Origin of the sequence: Solirubrobacter phytolaccae, assembly GCF_027587195.1 — a bacterium.
Lineage (GTDB): Bacteria > Actinomycetota > Thermoleophilia > Solirubrobacterales > Solirubrobacteraceae > Solirubrobacter > Solirubrobacter phytolaccae.
Genome location: NZ_JAPDDP010000081.1, coordinates 21,133 through 34,887, shown reverse-complemented (window position 1 = coordinate 34,887; position 13,755 = coordinate 21,133). Strand labels below are relative to the sequence as shown.

At 71.4% G+C, this 13,755-nt stretch carries 14 protein-coding genes; 7 read left to right on the top strand and 7 right to left on the bottom strand.

Annotation, left to right across the window (positions count from 1 at the left end; translation table 11 throughout):
* A partial coding sequence (locus OJ997_RS30245) for a glycoside hydrolase family 3 C-terminal domain-containing protein (RefSeq protein ID WP_270029087.1) occupies positions 1–1,480 on the top strand: 1,480 nt, incomplete at its 5' end.
* Entirely contained in the window at positions 1,481–2,341 is an 861-nt protein-coding gene (locus tag OJ997_RS30240) for a LysR family transcriptional regulator (protein WP_270029086.1), read from the top strand.
* Here the strand turns inward: OJ997_RS30240 and trxA are convergent.
* From trxA to OJ997_RS30225, 3 genes are all read right to left on the bottom strand, one after another.
* A complete protein-coding gene (gene trxA / locus OJ997_RS30235) occupies positions 2,297–2,620 on the bottom strand; it encodes a thioredoxin (protein WP_270029085.1) in 324 nt (107 codons plus the stop codon). The two genes, OJ997_RS30240 and trxA, sit on opposite strands and share 45 nt — an antisense overlap.
* Positions 2,621–2,683: 63 nt before the next feature.
* Complete coding sequence (locus OJ997_RS30230; protein ID WP_270029084.1) at positions 2,684–3,391, bottom strand: metal-dependent transcriptional regulator; 708 nt, start codon at positions 3,389–3,391, stop codon at positions 2,684–2,686.
* Positions 3,392–3,409: 18 nt separating this feature from the next.
* Complete coding sequence (locus OJ997_RS30225; RefSeq protein WP_270029083.1) at positions 3,410–4,285, bottom strand: LysR family transcriptional regulator; 876 nt, start codon at positions 4,283–4,285, stop codon at positions 3,410–3,412.
* A 184-nt stretch (positions 4,286–4,469) separates the two neighbouring features.
* Between OJ997_RS30225 and OJ997_RS30220 the strand changes: the two genes are divergently transcribed.
* Positions 4,470–5,414: an ATP-dependent DNA ligase gene (locus OJ997_RS30220; protein ID WP_270029082.1), complete on the top strand. Its 945-nt coding sequence runs from the start codon at positions 4,470–4,472 to the stop codon at positions 5,412–5,414.
* Here OJ997_RS30220 and OJ997_RS30215 read toward each other — a convergent pair.
* Complete coding sequence (locus tag OJ997_RS30215) at positions 5,411–6,508, bottom strand: NAD(P)H-dependent glycerol-3-phosphate dehydrogenase (protein ID WP_270029081.1); 1,098 nt, start codon at positions 6,506–6,508, stop codon at positions 5,411–5,413. The two genes, OJ997_RS30220 and OJ997_RS30215, sit on opposite strands and share 4 nt — an antisense overlap.
* 134 nt (positions 6,509–6,642) lie before the next feature.
* Between OJ997_RS30215 and OJ997_RS30210 the strand changes: the two genes are divergently transcribed.
* The 3 genes from OJ997_RS30210 to OJ997_RS30200 are packed head-to-tail and all read left to right on the top strand — an operon-like array spanning position 6,643 to position 9,163.
* Complete coding sequence (locus OJ997_RS30210; RefSeq protein ID WP_270029080.1) at positions 6,643–7,620, top strand: ATP-binding cassette domain-containing protein; 978 nt, start codon at positions 6,643–6,645, stop codon at positions 7,618–7,620.
* Positions 7,617–8,393 (top strand): ABC transporter permease, encoded by a 777-nt coding sequence (locus tag OJ997_RS30205; RefSeq protein ID WP_270029079.1) that lies wholly within the window; start codon positions 7,617–7,619, stop codon positions 8,391–8,393. The genes OJ997_RS30210 and OJ997_RS30205 overlap by 4 nt, the downstream gene beginning before the upstream one ends.
* Positions 8,393–9,163, top strand: coding sequence for an ABC transporter permease (locus OJ997_RS30200; protein WP_270029078.1), 771 nt, complete (start codon positions 8,393–8,395; stop codon positions 9,161–9,163). The genes OJ997_RS30205 and OJ997_RS30200 overlap by 1 nt, the downstream gene beginning before the upstream one ends.
* Before the next feature lie 8 nt (positions 9,164–9,171).
* On the opposite strand, the gene OJ997_RS30195 is transcribed toward OJ997_RS30200, so the two are convergent.
* Positions 9,172–10,725, bottom strand: a complete 1,554-nt coding sequence (locus OJ997_RS30195) for a hypothetical protein (protein WP_270029077.1) — start codon at positions 10,723–10,725, stop codon at positions 9,172–9,174.
* 91 nt (positions 10,726–10,816) lie between these two features.
* On the opposite strand from OJ997_RS30195, the gene OJ997_RS30190 reads away from it, so the two are divergent.
* On the top strand, positions 10,817–12,061 hold the full coding sequence (locus tag OJ997_RS30190) for a glycerophosphodiester phosphodiesterase family protein (RefSeq protein ID WP_270029076.1): 1,245 nt from the start codon (positions 10,817–10,819) through the stop codon (positions 12,059–12,061).
* A gap of 91 nt (positions 12,062–12,152) precedes the next feature.
* Here OJ997_RS30190 and OJ997_RS30185 read toward each other — a convergent pair whose 3' ends face one another.
* Complete coding sequence (locus OJ997_RS30185) at positions 12,153–13,157, bottom strand: glycerate kinase family protein (RefSeq protein ID WP_270029075.1); 1,005 nt, start codon at positions 13,155–13,157, stop codon at positions 12,153–12,155.
* Positions 13,154–13,714 (bottom strand): transposase, encoded by a 561-nt coding sequence (locus OJ997_RS30180; RefSeq protein WP_270029074.1) that lies wholly within the window; start codon positions 13,712–13,714, stop codon positions 13,154–13,156. The genes OJ997_RS30185 and OJ997_RS30180 overlap by 4 nt, the downstream gene beginning before the upstream one ends.
* Positions 13,715–13,755 lie beyond the last annotated feature (41 nt).

Sequence of the window (13,755 nt, the reverse complement as noted above, 5' to 3'; positions counted from 1 at the left end):
GCCGCCCGCCGCCACCCCGGGCTCTCCGGCCGCCGCCCCCGCGGGCGCTCCCCGCGCGGCCACCCCGTGGTCGGAGGCCGAGATCGCGGCCGAGCTGCGCGCCACCGCGGCCGCGGGCTTCGTCCTCGCGCGCAACCACGGCTCGCTCCTGCCGCTCACGGGCAGCTCGTTGCGGCGCGTCGCCGTGATCGGGCCGAACGCCGCCCACGCGCGCACGCTCGGGGGCGGCAGCGCGACCGTCTTTCCGCCCTACACGGTCTCTCCCCTCGACGGGCTGCGCGCCGCGCTGCCGCACGCCGAGGTGACGTACGCGCCGGGCGTGAAGGCGCACACGCGGCTCCCTGTCGCGCAGGTCTCGGCCGAGGTCCGCGAGGGCGACGTCTCCGAGCGGCGCGAGACGGGCGAGTTCACCTGGTTCGACGACCCCAAGACCGTGGAGGTGCACACCACGATCACGGCCGAGGTCGCGGGCGAGCACGTGATCGGCGCGTCCGGTGTCGGCCACTTCACGCTCACGCTCGACGGCGAGGTCGCGTTCGACGAGGACCTTGCGCTGCGCCCGGACGCCGACCCGGGTGAGCACCTGTTCGCGCCGCCCCAGAAGGGCGTGCCGGTGCGGCTGGAGGCGGGCCAGTCGGTCGACGTCGTCCTGCGCGCCGAAGGCGTGACGTCGTTCCAGCTCAACCACGACCCCGCGCTGGAGGACAGCGCCTTCGAGGACGCGGTCGCCCTCGCGCGCGACGCCGACCTCGTCGTGGTTGTCGTCGGCACCACACCGGAGGTCGAGAGCGAGGGCTTCGACCGCTCCAGCCTCGCGCTCCCCGGCCGCCAGGACGAGTTGGTGCAGGCCGTCACGGACGCCAACCCGAAGACGGTCGTGGTCGTCAACGCGGGCGCGCCGGTGCTGATGCCGTGGATCAAGCGGGCACCCGGCGTCCTGCTCGCCTGGTTCCCGGGACAGGAGGGCGGGAACGCGCTCGCCGACGTCATCCTCGGCGCCGTCGAGCCCGGCGGCCGCCTGCCGACCACGTGGCCGGCGACCGAAGAAGGCCTGCCAAGCGTGCGGCCCGTCGACGGCGTCCTGCGCTACGACGAGGGCCTGAAGGTCGGCTACCGCGGCGACGTCGAGCCGCTGTTCCCGTTCGGCCACGGCCTGGGCTACACGAGCTGGCAGTACCTCGCGATGGACGGCGCGAAGGTCCGCCTCGCGAACACGGGCACGCGCCGCGGCCGCGAGGTCGTCCAGCTCTACGCGTCGCGCCCCGGCAGCGCCGTCGAGCGCCCGGCGCGCTGGCTCGCGGGCTTCGCCGTGGTCGAGGCCGACGCGGGCGAGGAGGTCACCGTCGACGTCCCGCTGTCCCCGCGCGCGTTCCAGCACTGGGACGGCGGCTGGCAGACCGAACCGGGCGCGTTCGTCCTGGAGGCCGGCCGCTCGGTCGCCGACCTCAAGCTGCGCAGCACGACCCCACCCCCTGCGTAGATGGAGCTGAGGCAACTCGAGTACTTCGCGGCCGTCGCGCGCCACCGGCACTTCACGCGCGCGGCCGAGTCGCTCTACGTCACGCAGCCCGCGCTCTCGCAGCAGGTGCGCCGGCTCGAGGCGGAGCTCGGGCTCCAGCTCTTCCGCCGCACGTCCAAGGGCGTCGAGCTGACCGCGGCGGGCGCGGACCTGCTCGTGCACGCCGAGAGGATCCTCGCCGAGGTCGCGCAGACGCGCGCGGACATGGACCGCCACACCGGCGTCTCGCGCGGTGTCGTCAGGGTCGCGACGACCGCCGCGGACGCGCCCCGGCTGCCCGCCGCGCTCGCCGCGTTCCACGAGACACATCCGCACATCCAGATCGCGCTGCGTCAGGGCTCCGCCGCCGAGGTGATCGCGCTGGTCCAAGCCGGCACGGTCGACGTCGCCGTGCTCGCGCTCACCGACACGCCGCCGGGCGTCGCGGTCACGCCGCTGGCCGACGAGCCGCTGCGGGTCGCGCTGGCCCTCGACGACGAGCTCGCGGGCACGACGATCGCACTCGATCAGCTCCGCGGACGCCCGTTCATCCTTGCCGAGCCGGGCACGGCCCTCCGCGACACGGTCCTCACCGCCACCCAGCGCGCGGGCTTCAGCCCGCTGCCGCTGTTCGAGGTCGGTGACCCCGCGACGGTGCGCTTCCTCGTGCGCGAGGGGCTCGGCGTGGGGTTGGTTCCCGCTTCCTGGCTCGAGCGCCCCGGCCCGATCGTCGGCGCGGCGGATCTGAAGGACCCACCGCGCCACCGGCTCTCGCTGCTCACGCCCTCCGCGGGCGCGTCACCGGCCGGCCGGCTGCTGCATGAGCGCCTCGCGGAGCTCTGACTCGAGCCGCTTGCGGGGCCGCGCGCCGACCAGGTTCGCGATCTGGTTGCCGTTGTCGAAGAGCATGAAGGTCGGCATGCCGAGCACGCCGTACTTGACCGCCAGCTCCTGCTCGTTGTCGACGTCGACGCTGACGATCTTCAGATCGTCGCGCTCGGCCGCCATGTCCGCGAGGAGCGGGGACATCGCCCGACACGGCGGGCACCAGGTCGCCCAGAAGTCGACGAGCACCGGCTTGTCCGCCTCGAGGACCTCGGCGGCGAAGGTGTCAGTGGTCACGGGGTTCAAAGCCATGCACACAGCGTGGCCCCGCACCCCGCTCACTCCAAGTCGGATCCGTTATCAGCGCCCGTAGCGTTCCTTACCGAGCACGAGCTGCTCGGGAAGGGCGATGCGCGGCGGCGGCGACGGCTCGGCGAGCACGGACACAGTTTCGGCGACCGAGCGCGTCAGCGTGCCCTCGCGCCCGTCGAGCTCGAAAATGATGTGCTCGTCGTCGACGGACTTGATCGAGCCCTTGTAGCCGGGCTCCAGGCCCTCGCGCTTGAACAGGTGCAGCAGGTCCTCGGCCTCGTTCTCGAAGCGCAGGACCGTCACCTTCGCGCCCGGCTCGCAGTCTCCGAGCGGGACGCCCTCGATCCGCGTGCCCGGCTCGATCGGGTGGCCGTGCGGGCACGTCTTCGCGTCCCCGATCGCGGCCATCATGCGCGCCTCGAGGTTCGGCGACATCGCGTGCTCGAGCCGCTCGGCCTCCTCGTGCACGTCGTCCCACGGAACCTTCAGGACGTCGGTCAGGAAGCGCTCGATCAGCCGATGACGGCGCACCACCGTCTTGGCCTGCTCGAGGCCCTCGTCCGTGAACGAGATCGACTTGTCCGTGGCGCGCGTGATGTAGCCGTCGCGCACGAGGCGGCCCACCATCTCGTGCACCGTCGGCGCGGAGAGCTGCATCGCGCGAGCCACGTTCGCGCCCGTCATCGGCAGGCCGGCCTCGTGGAGCCAGAAGATGGTCTGCAGGTATTCCTCTTCGGCAACCGTCGCGTCAGCCATGCGTTGATCGTATCTCGCTCAACCCAGTGCCTTCTCGGCCAGCTCCATGAAGGCGCGAGTGGAGGGGGAGAGCAGCGCGTTGCGACGCGTGATGAACGCGTAGGTCTCGAACAGCGGCGGGTCGAACGCGACTTGATGAAGTTTGCGCGCGCGCAGCATCGACGGCAGCCCGACCGTGTCCCCGAGCCCACGCGCGGCGAGGTCGAACGCCGCGGTCATGTACTCGACCTCGATCAACGGCTCCACCCGCACACCCGCCACCTGGCCGCGCTCGCTGAGCTGCACGCGGGTCGGATCCTGCGCCGCCCAACGCGCGTCGTAGAGGATCAGCGGCGCCTCGGCGAGCCGCTCGATCGTCATCGGCACCCGCGCCCGCTCGGGGTCGGCCGTCATGTAGAAGAGCTCCTCGCTCAACACCGGGCGCACCTCGAGCCCGCGGTCCTCGATCGGCAGGATCACCAGCCCGGCCTCGAGCTGCGCCTCACGCACGGCGTCGGCGACCTCGGCGGAGTTCTGCCCGATCGCCCGCACCCGCACGTCCGGGTACTTGGCGCGGAAGCGGGCGATCAGCCCGGTCAGCAGCGAGTGGTGCGCGCCGCCGAAGAAGCCGAACGCGACCGTGCCGCTGACGAGCGTGCGCACCTCGCGCACGGACTCCAGCGCCTCCTGCGCCTCCGCCAGCACCCGCTCCGCGTGCGGGAGGAACAGCCGGCCGGCGTCGGTCAGCTCCACGCCCTTTCCCGCCCGGATGAACAGCGGCACCCCGAGCTCGGCCTCGAGCCGGCGGATCTGCTCCGACATGCTCGGCTGCGCCATCAGCAGCGAGGCGGCGGCGGCCGAGAAGGACCCGTGCTCGGCCGAGGCGAGGAAGTATTCGAGCTGTTCGAGCCTCATAGGCGTAACCTATCGACTACACAGTCAAACAAGCCTAAAACAATGGTGCACAAGCGCCGATACTAGGTGCATGATCGCTATCGCTCTTATCGCCGCTTTTGCTGTCGGAAGCTACTTCGCCGCCGAGGATCGTCCCGGCTTCAGCGAAGAGTCTCCGCTCGCCTAAGTAAGGTGCGCAGCGCCCATGGCGCTGCCTCATAAGCCACCGCTGCTTCCCCAGCTCGCACGTCCGGCCAAGCAGCTCCCGGTCGGCGAGGGTTGGGCGTATGAGCCCAAGTGGGACGGATTCCGCGCCATCGCGTTCGTCGACGGCGCCGACGTCTATCTCCAGTCGCGCAGCGGCAAGCCGCTGCGCCGGTACTTCCCCGAGCTGACCTTCCCCGAGGGGCGTTACGTCCTCGACGGGGAGATCGTGCTCTTCGACGCCGAGGGGCGTCAGGATTTCGACGCGCTCGGCCAGCGGATCCACCCGGCCGAGTCGCGCATCAACCTGCTCGCCGAGCAGACGCCGACGACGTTCGTCGCCTTCGACCTGCTTGCGCTCGAGGACGAGTCGCTGCTCGCGCTACCGCAACGGGAGCGACGTGAGCGCCTGATCGCGTTCATCTCCGACCCGCTCCAGCTCTGCCCGTCCACGGAGGACCCCGCGGAGGCCGAGCCCTGGCTCGAGGACCGCGAAGGCGTGATCGCCAAACGCCAGGACGCGCCCTACGCGCCTGGCAAGCGCGTCGGCATGTCCAAGATCAAGCGCGTGCGCACGATCGACGCCGTCGTCATGGGCTGGCGCCCGGGCAAGGAGCCGGGCACGGTCGGGTCGTTGATCCTCGGGCTGCACGACGCAGACGGCACGCTGCGCACCGTCGGGCACACGTCGGGCATCAAGGCCGCCGACAAGAAGACGCTCCCGGCCAAGCTCGCGCCCTACGAGACGGGCGAACGCGGCCAGGGCGACCCGAGCCGCTGGGACAACGCGCGCGACCTCGAGTGGGTCGAGCTGCGCCCCGAGCTCGTGATCGAGATCACCTTCGACCACACCTCCAACGACCGCATCCGCCACGGCACCAAGCTCGTCCGCTGGCGCGACGACAAGAAGCCGGAGGAGTGCGGGATGGACCAGCTGAAGAGCTAGTCCGAGCGGCGCACGGACTCCGTCACGTTGTGACGGCGCACGCGCGCCACCGCGCGCTTGAAGGCGGAGTCACGGGAAGCGGGCGGCGGGACCGTCGCCCGCACGCGCTTGACCCACTCCTCCAGCGGGAGCTCGCCCGAGATGAGGGCGTGGAGCGCGGTCGTCACCGGCGCGTCGACGTGTGCGCGACGCAGCGCGGTCGCCAGCAGCGGGACCATGTCCAGCGCCTCGACGGCCTGGCCGATCCGGGCGGGGATCTCGGTCGCCGGCACGCCCTGGCCGAGCAGCTCGCCGGCGCGCCGGTTGCGCGACTGCGGCGCGAGCGCCGTGCCCATCAGGTCGCCCGTGCCCGCCAGGCCGATCATCGACTCCGGCTTGCCGCCCTGGCGCTCGGCGTAGCGCCAGACCTCCGCGAAGATGTGCCCGGCCGCGGCGCCTGCGGCGTTCAGGCCCTGCGCCTCGGTCGCGCCCGCGGCCAGCGCGGCCGCGTTCTTGGCGATCCCCGACAGCTCGACGCCGACCGGGTCGTTGGACTGCTCGCACACGACGCCCGCGCGCAGGAAGACCTCCGCCACCTGCTGGGCGAGCCGCACGTTGGTGGAGGCGGCGACGAGGCCCGCGCCCTCGGTGACCATCTCCCGCGCGTGGGCGGGCCCGCCGAGGCAGCCGACGCGGTCGATCCCGCACACCTGGTTCAGCAGCGCCGTGGGTGAGAGCCCGTCCGGCGGCACGAGCCCCTTCGCCATCGAGATCACCGGCGTGCGCGACGGCAGCCCGCTCTTGTGCAGGTTGTCGATGACCTGGGAAAGGCCCTTCGACGGCACGCCGAGGAAGACGTAGTCCGCGCGCGAGAGGCCCGCCGCCATCGGCTCCACGCGCAGCTCGCGCGGCAGGGCGACCTCGGGCAGGTAGGCGACGTTCTCGCGGTCGGCCTCCAGGCGTGCCGCCTGCTCGGGCGAACGGGTCTGGAGCGTCGTCCGGAAGCCGCCCCGTGCCAGCAGCACCGCGACCGCCGTGCCGAACGAGCCGGCCCCGACGACGATGGCGCGGCGGGAGCCGGGAGTGGGAAGATTGAGCTGCGGCCGAGGCGGCATAGGGACAGGTACCCAGCTGACGCCGCGTCGTTACCGGCTCACACTGCCTGCATTCATATTGGCTCAACCGGGGCTGAAAATCCAGGGGGTTGGCTCCCGGAACGCCGCCCCCGCGCCCTTTACGGTTCAGTGCCATGTCGCAGGAGAGGAACGCGGGCATCGAGGTCGAGGGCCTTGTCCGCGAGTTCAAGAACGGCCCGCGCGCCGTCGACGGAATCCACTTGAGGGTCGCGCCCGGCGAGATCTACGGCTTCCTCGGGCCCAACGGCGCCGGGAAGTCGACCACGGTGCTGATGCTCACCACGTTGCTGCCCCCGACCGACGGCACCGCCAGAGTCGCCGGTCACGACATCCGACGTGAGGGCGCCGCCGTGCGGGCGTCGATCGGTGCTGCGCTACAGGAGGCGGCGCTCGACCCGCTGCTGACCGGGCGCGACCACATGCGGCTGCAGACCACGCTGCAGGGCATCGCGAAGGGCGACCGGCGCCGGCGCGGCGACGAGCTGCTCGAGCGCGTGGGCCTGACCGACGCAGCCGATCGCAAGGTCGGCGGCTACTCCGGAGGCATGAAGCGCCGGCTGGACCTCGCGCTCGCGCTCGTCCACAGCCCGCGCGTGCTGTTCCTGGACGAGCCGACCACCGGCCTGGACCCGAGCTCCCGCGCCGACCTGTGGGACGAGGTCGCCCGGCTCGCGCGCGAGGACGGCACCACGGTCTTCCTTACCACCCAGTACCTGGAGGAGGCGGACGTGCTCGCCGACCGGGTCGGGATCATCGACCAGGGCAAGATCGCCGCCGAGGGCACGCCGGAGTCCCTGAAGGCGGAGATCGGGCGCCCGTCCGTGGAGGCGACGCCGGTCGACCGGGCCGAGCGGGACGCGATCGCCGACGTGCTCAGCCGCTTCGGATCCACCGTGCCCGCGCCGCCCGGCGCCGCGGCCGTGCGGCTCGAGAGCGGCGAGAACCTGGCGGAGGTCGTGCGCGCGCTCGACGCCGCCGACCTGAAGATCGCCGACCTGCAGCTCCACCAGCCGTCGCTCGACGACGTGTTCCTGGCCAAGACCGGCCGCAAGCTGGACGTATCCGCGGCCGAGGAGCCGGCGAGCGTATGAACGAGCTGTCGCTCCAGACCTACGAGATGGCGCGCCGCTCGATCGTGAAGGTGCTGCGCCAGCCGGCGCTGTTCATCTTCCCGATCCTGTTCCCGCTGATCATGATGGGCATCAACGTGAGCGGCCTCGACGCCGCCACGGAGATCCCGGGCTTCCCGACCGACAGCTACCTCGACTTCGCGATCGCGTTCCCGATGGTCCAGGGCGCGCTGTTCGCGTCGATCAACGCGGGCAGCTCCGTCGCGCGTGACGTCGAGACCGGGTTCCTGAACCGGCTCGCGCTGACACCGATGCAGCGCGCCGCGATGCTGCTCGGCCTGTTCACGGGCGAGATGCTCGTGGCCTTCGTCTCCACCCTGATCTACCTGGGGGTCGGCTTCGCCATCGGGCTGCACTTCGCGTCGGGGTTCTTCGGCGTGCTCGTGCTGCTCGCGCTGTCGCTGCTGATCGCGCTCGCGTTCGCCGGGCTCGGCGCGTTCATCGGGCTGCGCACCGGCTCGCCGGAGGCCGTCCAGGGCGTCTTCCCGCTCCTGTTCGTGTTCCTCTTCCTGTCCTCGAGCTCGCTCCCGCGGGACCTGATCGAGCACGACTGGTTCCGGATCGTCGCGACCTGGAACCCGGTCTCCTACCTGTTCGAGGGCCTGCGGTCGCTGATCATCTTCGGCTGGCAGGCGAAGGAGCTGGCGCTCGGGTTCGGCGTTGCGGCGGTCATCGCGGTGTTGGGCGTGTACGGCGCGACCGTCGCCCTGCGGACCCGGGTGGCGGCACGCTGATGCGGCGCTTCCTCGACGTGACGTACGGCGTGGCGTACCGCTCGACCAAGAAGGTCGCGGTCAACCCGCAGCTGCTGCTGCCCTCGCTGATCTTCCCGCTGTTCTTCTTCGTGGCCTTCGCGGGCGGGCTCTCGAGCGTCGGCAACGTGCCGGGGTTCGACTTCCCGTCGGGCTACACGGCGTTCCAGTTCGTGTTCGTGCTCCTGCAGGCGTCGGCGTTCGGCGGCGTGTTCACCGGGTTCGGCATCGCCGGGGACTTCGAGAACGGCTTCTCGCGGCGGCTGATGCTGGCCGCGCCGAGCCGGCTGGGCATCCTCGCCGGGTACGCGCTCGGCGCGATGATCCGCGCGGCGACGGTCGGGGTGTTGCTCTTCGTCGTCGCGATCATCAGCGGGATGCAGATCGACGGCAGCGGCGTCGACCTGTTCGGGCTGGTGGTGCTCGCGCTGCTCGTGAACCTGACGGCCTCGATGTGGTCGGCGGGGGTCGCGATGCGGCTGCGGTCGATCCAGGCCGGCCCCGTGATGCAGCTGCCGGTGTTCCTGATCCTGTTCCTCGCGCCGGTGTACGTGCCGCTGGACCTGCTCGCGGGCTGGATCGAGGCGGTCGCGCACATCAACCCGGTCACGCCGCTGATCGAGGGCGGCCGTGACCTCATCTCGGGCAGCGACTTCCAGCCGCTGCTGGTCTTCGGGATCGCGATCGGGCTGGGCGCCCTCTTCCTCGCCTGGGCCGTGCGCGGCGTGCGGTCGGCGGAACGGGCGGGCTAGGTCTAGGTCTAGGTCGTCTTGAGCGTCGGGCGCTTGCCGGAGCGGACGGTGAGCGTCGCGATCGCGGAGAGGTTGCCGGGGCGGCTGACCACCACGCGGATGGTCGTCCCGGCCTTCAGCCGCTTCGCCGTCATGCGCTCGAGCGAGACCATGCCCCAGCGCTTCTTGGTCAGCTTGTAGGAGGCGCGCGAGCAGCCGCGCTTGCAGGTCGCCTTGATCGTCGCGCCGGCGGGGATCTCCTTCACCTGCAGGCGCGTGATGCGCGTCCAGCGGCCGCTGACCTTCGCGCCGTAGGTGACCTTGACCGCGATCCTCGGCTTCTGCGTGGCCGGGGCGGCGGGCGGCGCGGGGGCGGGCTCCGGGCTCGTCGGCGGCGCCGGAGCGGCGGGTGCCGACGGCCCGGGGACGGGTCCGAAGCCCGTGCCGAGCGATGTCGTGCACGCCACGCGCGTGTCCCTGCCGCTCCCGACGCGGCGGCAGTAGTCCGCCATGCCGTCGCCGTTGTGGTCCACCCAGGCGCGGCCGGTCGGGTCGCCGACGTCGAGCGCGCCGGACGAGATCGTCCGGCCGAACCCGGTCGGCGTCCACAGCGTGCACGCGAGGTGGGCGTCCGCCTCGCTCGTGCCGGCCGGGCGGCAGAAGTCGCGGTCGCCGTCGGCGTCGAAGTCGACCCAGGCGACGCCGTCGTTCGTGTCCCACTCCATGGGGGCCGAGGTGAACTCGGCGCCGAAGCCGGACGTGGTGGCCAGCGTGCACCGGACGCGCAGGTTCGGGCGAGCGTCGACGCGACGGCAGAAATCGGCCCGGCGATCGCCGTTGATATCGACGAAGGTGCGGGCGTACTCGTACCCGGGTTCGTCGGTCAGCGAGCCGTAGGTGAGGCCGAACCCGGTGCCGGTCGAGACCGTGCACAGGATCGCGGGGCCCGCGGCACGGCAGAAGTCGGCCTTCCCGTCGGCGTTGTAGTCGGCCCACGTGCGGCCGACCTCGAGGCCGGTGTCCACGACCGCGGAGAAGCCCGCGCTTCCGAAGCCCGTCGCCGTCCACGGCGAGCAGATCACCCGCAGCAGCGACACGCGGCAGTAGTCCGCGCGGCCGTCGCCGGTGGCGTCCGCGAGCTGGGTGCCTTCGATGTCGCCCCACTCGAGTCGTTCGAGCGCGTCGGCGAAGGCGAACGCGCCGCCTTGCGCGAACGTGCATTCGAACCGCTGCCAGGTCAGCACGCCGACACGGCGGCAGAAGTCCGCGGCGCCGTTGCCGTCCACGTCGCCCCAGGTCCGGCTCGCGGTCCAGCCGGGATCGCGGGGCCTGCCCTGGACCGTCGCGTCGAAGCCGCGGCCGGTCGCGAGCGTGCAGCGCAGCCCGGTGTCCCCAGCGATCCGGCAGAAGTCGGCCTTGCCATCGACGTTGGCGTCGACCCAGGCGGTGCCGGGTCCGTCGCCCCAGTCGAGCGGCTCGGAGCGGTAGGTGCCGGTGTCCTGCGCCTGGGCGACGGGAACGGCGACGATGGCGATGAGCGTGACGAGAAGGCCGAGGACCAGTCGGCGAGCAGCGAACAGCACGGCCGCACAGCTTGCTGCGTGAGTGGGCATCCGTCAACGCTTCACCTTCCGGTCACACGCTGACCTGATCCTTCGCTCAGGCTGCGCGACCATGAAGAAGACACTGGCCCTCGGGCTGCTCGCCCTCGCTTGCGTGGCTCCCGCGCAGGCGTCGGCCGTCCAGCTGAACATCGGGCACCGAGGCGCCTCCGGCACGCGGCCGGAGCACACCTTCGCCGCCTACGACCGCGCTCTCGCGCTCGGCGCGGACTACATCGAGCAGGACCTGCAGGTCACGAGCGACGGCGTGCTCGTCGTCCTCCACGACGGCACGCTCAACCGCACCGTTCGTGGTCCGGCCGAGAACTGCACCGGCGCGGTAGACACCAAGACGCTCGCGCAGATCAAGACCTGCAGCGCCGGCGAGTGGTTCGGCGCCGAGTGGGCGGGCGAGAAGGTCCCGACGCTCGAAGAGGTCTTCCAGCGCTACGGCAAGACGGTCAACTACTACATCGAGACCAAGACGCCGGACCCCGAAGACGACATGGAGACCAAGCTCCTGGCGCTCCTGGACAAGTACGACCTGCGCAACGCGTCGATCAACGACTGGCAGGTCCTGATCCAGTCCTTCAGCGCCGACTCGCTCAAGCGCGTCCACGCGATGGACGCCCGCCTGCCGCTGGTCTTCCTCGGCACGCTCAACGCGGCCAGCATCCAGTCCGTGCGTGAGTACGGCGTCGGCATCGGCCCGTCGTTCGGCGGCGTGACGCAGGCGAACGTCGCGGCCGCGCACGCCGCGTGCCTGAACGTGCACCCGTACACGGTCAACACGGACGCGGACATCGCCCGGATGCTCTCCTACGGCGTCGACGGCATGTTCACCAACTTCCCGGAGCGCCTCGAGGCGCAGCTGGGCGCGGCCGCGGCGCCGGGCCTGACCGGTCCGAAGACCGCTGCCGCCGACCTGCGGCGCTGCCGCGGCGAGCAGAAGGACGTTCCGGCTCCGGTCGGCGGCACCGTCGGCGCCACGCTGTCGCTGACGCTGGGCACGCCGGGCACGTTCGGCGCCTTCACCCCGGGCGTCGAGAAGGTCTACACCGCTTCGACGAAGGCCACGGTCGTCTCGACCGCCGGTGACGCGTCCCTGACGGTCGCCGATCCGGGCAAGCTGACCAACGGCACGTTCACGCTCGCTTCGCCGCTGGGCGTCGCGATCACCCCGAACGCCTGGACCGGCCCGGTCTCCAACGCGGAGTCCGTGATCGCGTTCACCCAGCCGATCGCCGCGAACGAGCCGCTGCGCACCGGCACCTACGCCAAGACGCTGACCTTCACGCTCTCCACCACCAACCCGTAGGCCAGAGCGTCCGATCGTCGCCGGCCGCACCCCCTAGCGGCCGGCGATCGAGGCCTGGTCGGCAGCCCTCCCCCTCCCCCCGGGCGGCCGCTCAGGCTTCGCCGCTGGCGAGCGCCTCACCGAGGCGCTCACCCGCGGCTTCCATCTCCTCGAGGTTCGTGGCCTCCTGGACCATCTGCAGGTCGATCATCCGCTTGCCGAAGCCGTCGAGCTCGTCGCGGCCGACGATCGCGTGCAGCGGCACGCCCGCCTGGCGCGTGCGCGTCCCGATCTCGCCCACCAGCTTGCCCTGCAGCGTCTGCTGGTCCATCTTGCCCTCGCCGGTCACCACGGCCCGCGCGGCGCGCATCCGGTCGTCGAAGTCGAGCGCGTCGAGCACGAAGGCGGCGCCCGGCTCGATCGTCGCGCCGTATTGCGCCCACAGCCCGCCGGAGAGCCCACCGGCGGCGCCGGTCATCGGCACGCCCCGCGGGTCCTTCTTCAGGGTGCGCGCGTAGTCGTCGAGCCGCTGCTCGAGCTTCGCGACCATCGCTTCGTCGGCGCCCTTCTGCGGCCCGAACACTTTCGGCGCGTCCTCCCACACCGTCCGCACGTCCGTGAGGATCACGATCTTCGCCTTCCCGATCCCGCCGGCGGCTTCGATCGCCTCGATCGCGCCTTTGCCACCGTCGGTCGTCGCGGAGCCACCGACCGCCACGAGGATCACCGCGGCCCCGGCCTGCGCCGCCGCCGCGATGAGCTCACCGGTCCCGTACGTCGTCGCGCCCCACGCGTCCTTGTCCTCACCCACCAGCGCGAGCCCGGACGCCATCGCCATCTCGACGATCGCCGTCCCGCCGTCCTCGATCAACCCGAACCCGGTCTTCACGGGCCTCCCGAGCGGCCCGGTCACCGTCCGCGCCACCAGCTCCCCACCCAGCTGCGGCAGCAACGCGTCCAGCGTCCCGTCCCCACCGTCGGCCACCGGACACAGATCCGGCGGCATCAACCCGGCCTTCTCCAGCCCCCGCCCGATCGCCGCCGCCACCTGCGCAGCATTGAACGTGCCCTTGAACTTGTCGGGCGCAACGAGAACAGGACGCTCAGGCACAGTCATGCCGCGAAACTTAAAGGCCCTGGGCCTTTAAGTAGCTCTCGGTATCGCGTTCGGGGATCACCGCCGAACTCGCGGAGCAGGTCGAACAGACGCGTTTCGGCCAACCAGGACGGGGCCGAGTTGCTGACGATGGCAGCGTGGCTGCTCCACGGCCAGTCATCAGGCGACGCACATAAGCCGGCCTTCACCGGGTTGTCGATGAGGTACGCGACGGTCGTCCACAGCTGCCGGTCGCTCGTCACTCGTACGGGCTTGTAGCGAGCTTGGAAAACGTGGCCGGAAAGCTCGTGCCGACGGTTGAACCACTGCGCGTATCGCCCGTGGAAGCGCATCATGCCGTCTGCGAGGTTCGGCTTCGGCGTCTCGATGAGCAGGTGTACGTGGTTACCCATGAGGCAATAGCTCAAGCAATTCCACGCTGTCCATCGCACCGTCGTCGCCAGAAGATCGAGGTATCGCCGGCGGTCGATGTCGTCACGGAAGATGTCCTGCCGCACCGCCCCACGTGAGCACACGTGGTAGACGGCCCCGGCCTCTTCAGCCCGTCGCTGAGTCATGGCCCTGTTAGGGCGTCGGGAACGGGATCTCGCCCCCGACG

Excerpts from the sequence above, each read along its gene's own strand:
- OJ997_RS30215 (WP_270029081.1), bottom strand. The coding sequence starts at position 6,508 with ATGCCGCCTCGGCCGCAGCTCAATCTTCCCACTCCCGGCTCCCGCCGC.
- OJ997_RS30180 (WP_270029074.1), bottom strand. The coding sequence starts at position 13,714 with ATGACTCAGCGACGGGCTGAAGAGGCCGGGGCCGTCTACCACGTGTGC.
- OJ997_RS30220 (WP_270029082.1), top strand. The coding sequence starts at position 4,470 with ATGGCGCTGCCTCATAAGCCACCGCTGCTTCCCCAGCTCGCACGTCCG.
- OJ997_RS30210 (WP_270029080.1), top strand. The coding sequence starts at position 6,643 with ATGTCGCAGGAGAGGAACGCGGGCATCGAGGTCGAGGGCCTTGTCCGC.
- OJ997_RS30230 (WP_270029084.1), bottom strand. The coding sequence starts at position 3,391 with ATGGCTGACGCGACGGTTGCCGAAGAGGAATACCTGCAGACCATCTTC.
- OJ997_RS30225 (WP_270029083.1), bottom strand. The coding sequence starts at position 4,285 with ATGAGGCTCGAACAGCTCGAATACTTCCTCGCCTCGGCCGAGCACGGG.
- OJ997_RS30190 (WP_270029076.1), top strand. The coding sequence starts at position 10,817 with ATGAAGAAGACACTGGCCCTCGGGCTGCTCGCCCTCGCTTGCGTGGCT.
- OJ997_RS30200 (WP_270029078.1), top strand. The coding sequence starts at position 8,393 with ATGCGGCGCTTCCTCGACGTGACGTACGGCGTGGCGTACCGCTCGACC.
- OJ997_RS30240 (WP_270029086.1), top strand. The coding sequence starts at position 1,481 with ATGGAGCTGAGGCAACTCGAGTACTTCGCGGCCGTCGCGCGCCACCGG.
- OJ997_RS30185 (WP_270029075.1), bottom strand. The coding sequence starts at position 13,157 with ATGACTGTGCCTGAGCGTCCTGTTCTCGTTGCGCCCGACAAGTTCAAG.
- OJ997_RS30205 (WP_270029079.1), top strand. The coding sequence starts at position 7,617 with ATGAACGAGCTGTCGCTCCAGACCTACGAGATGGCGCGCCGCTCGATC.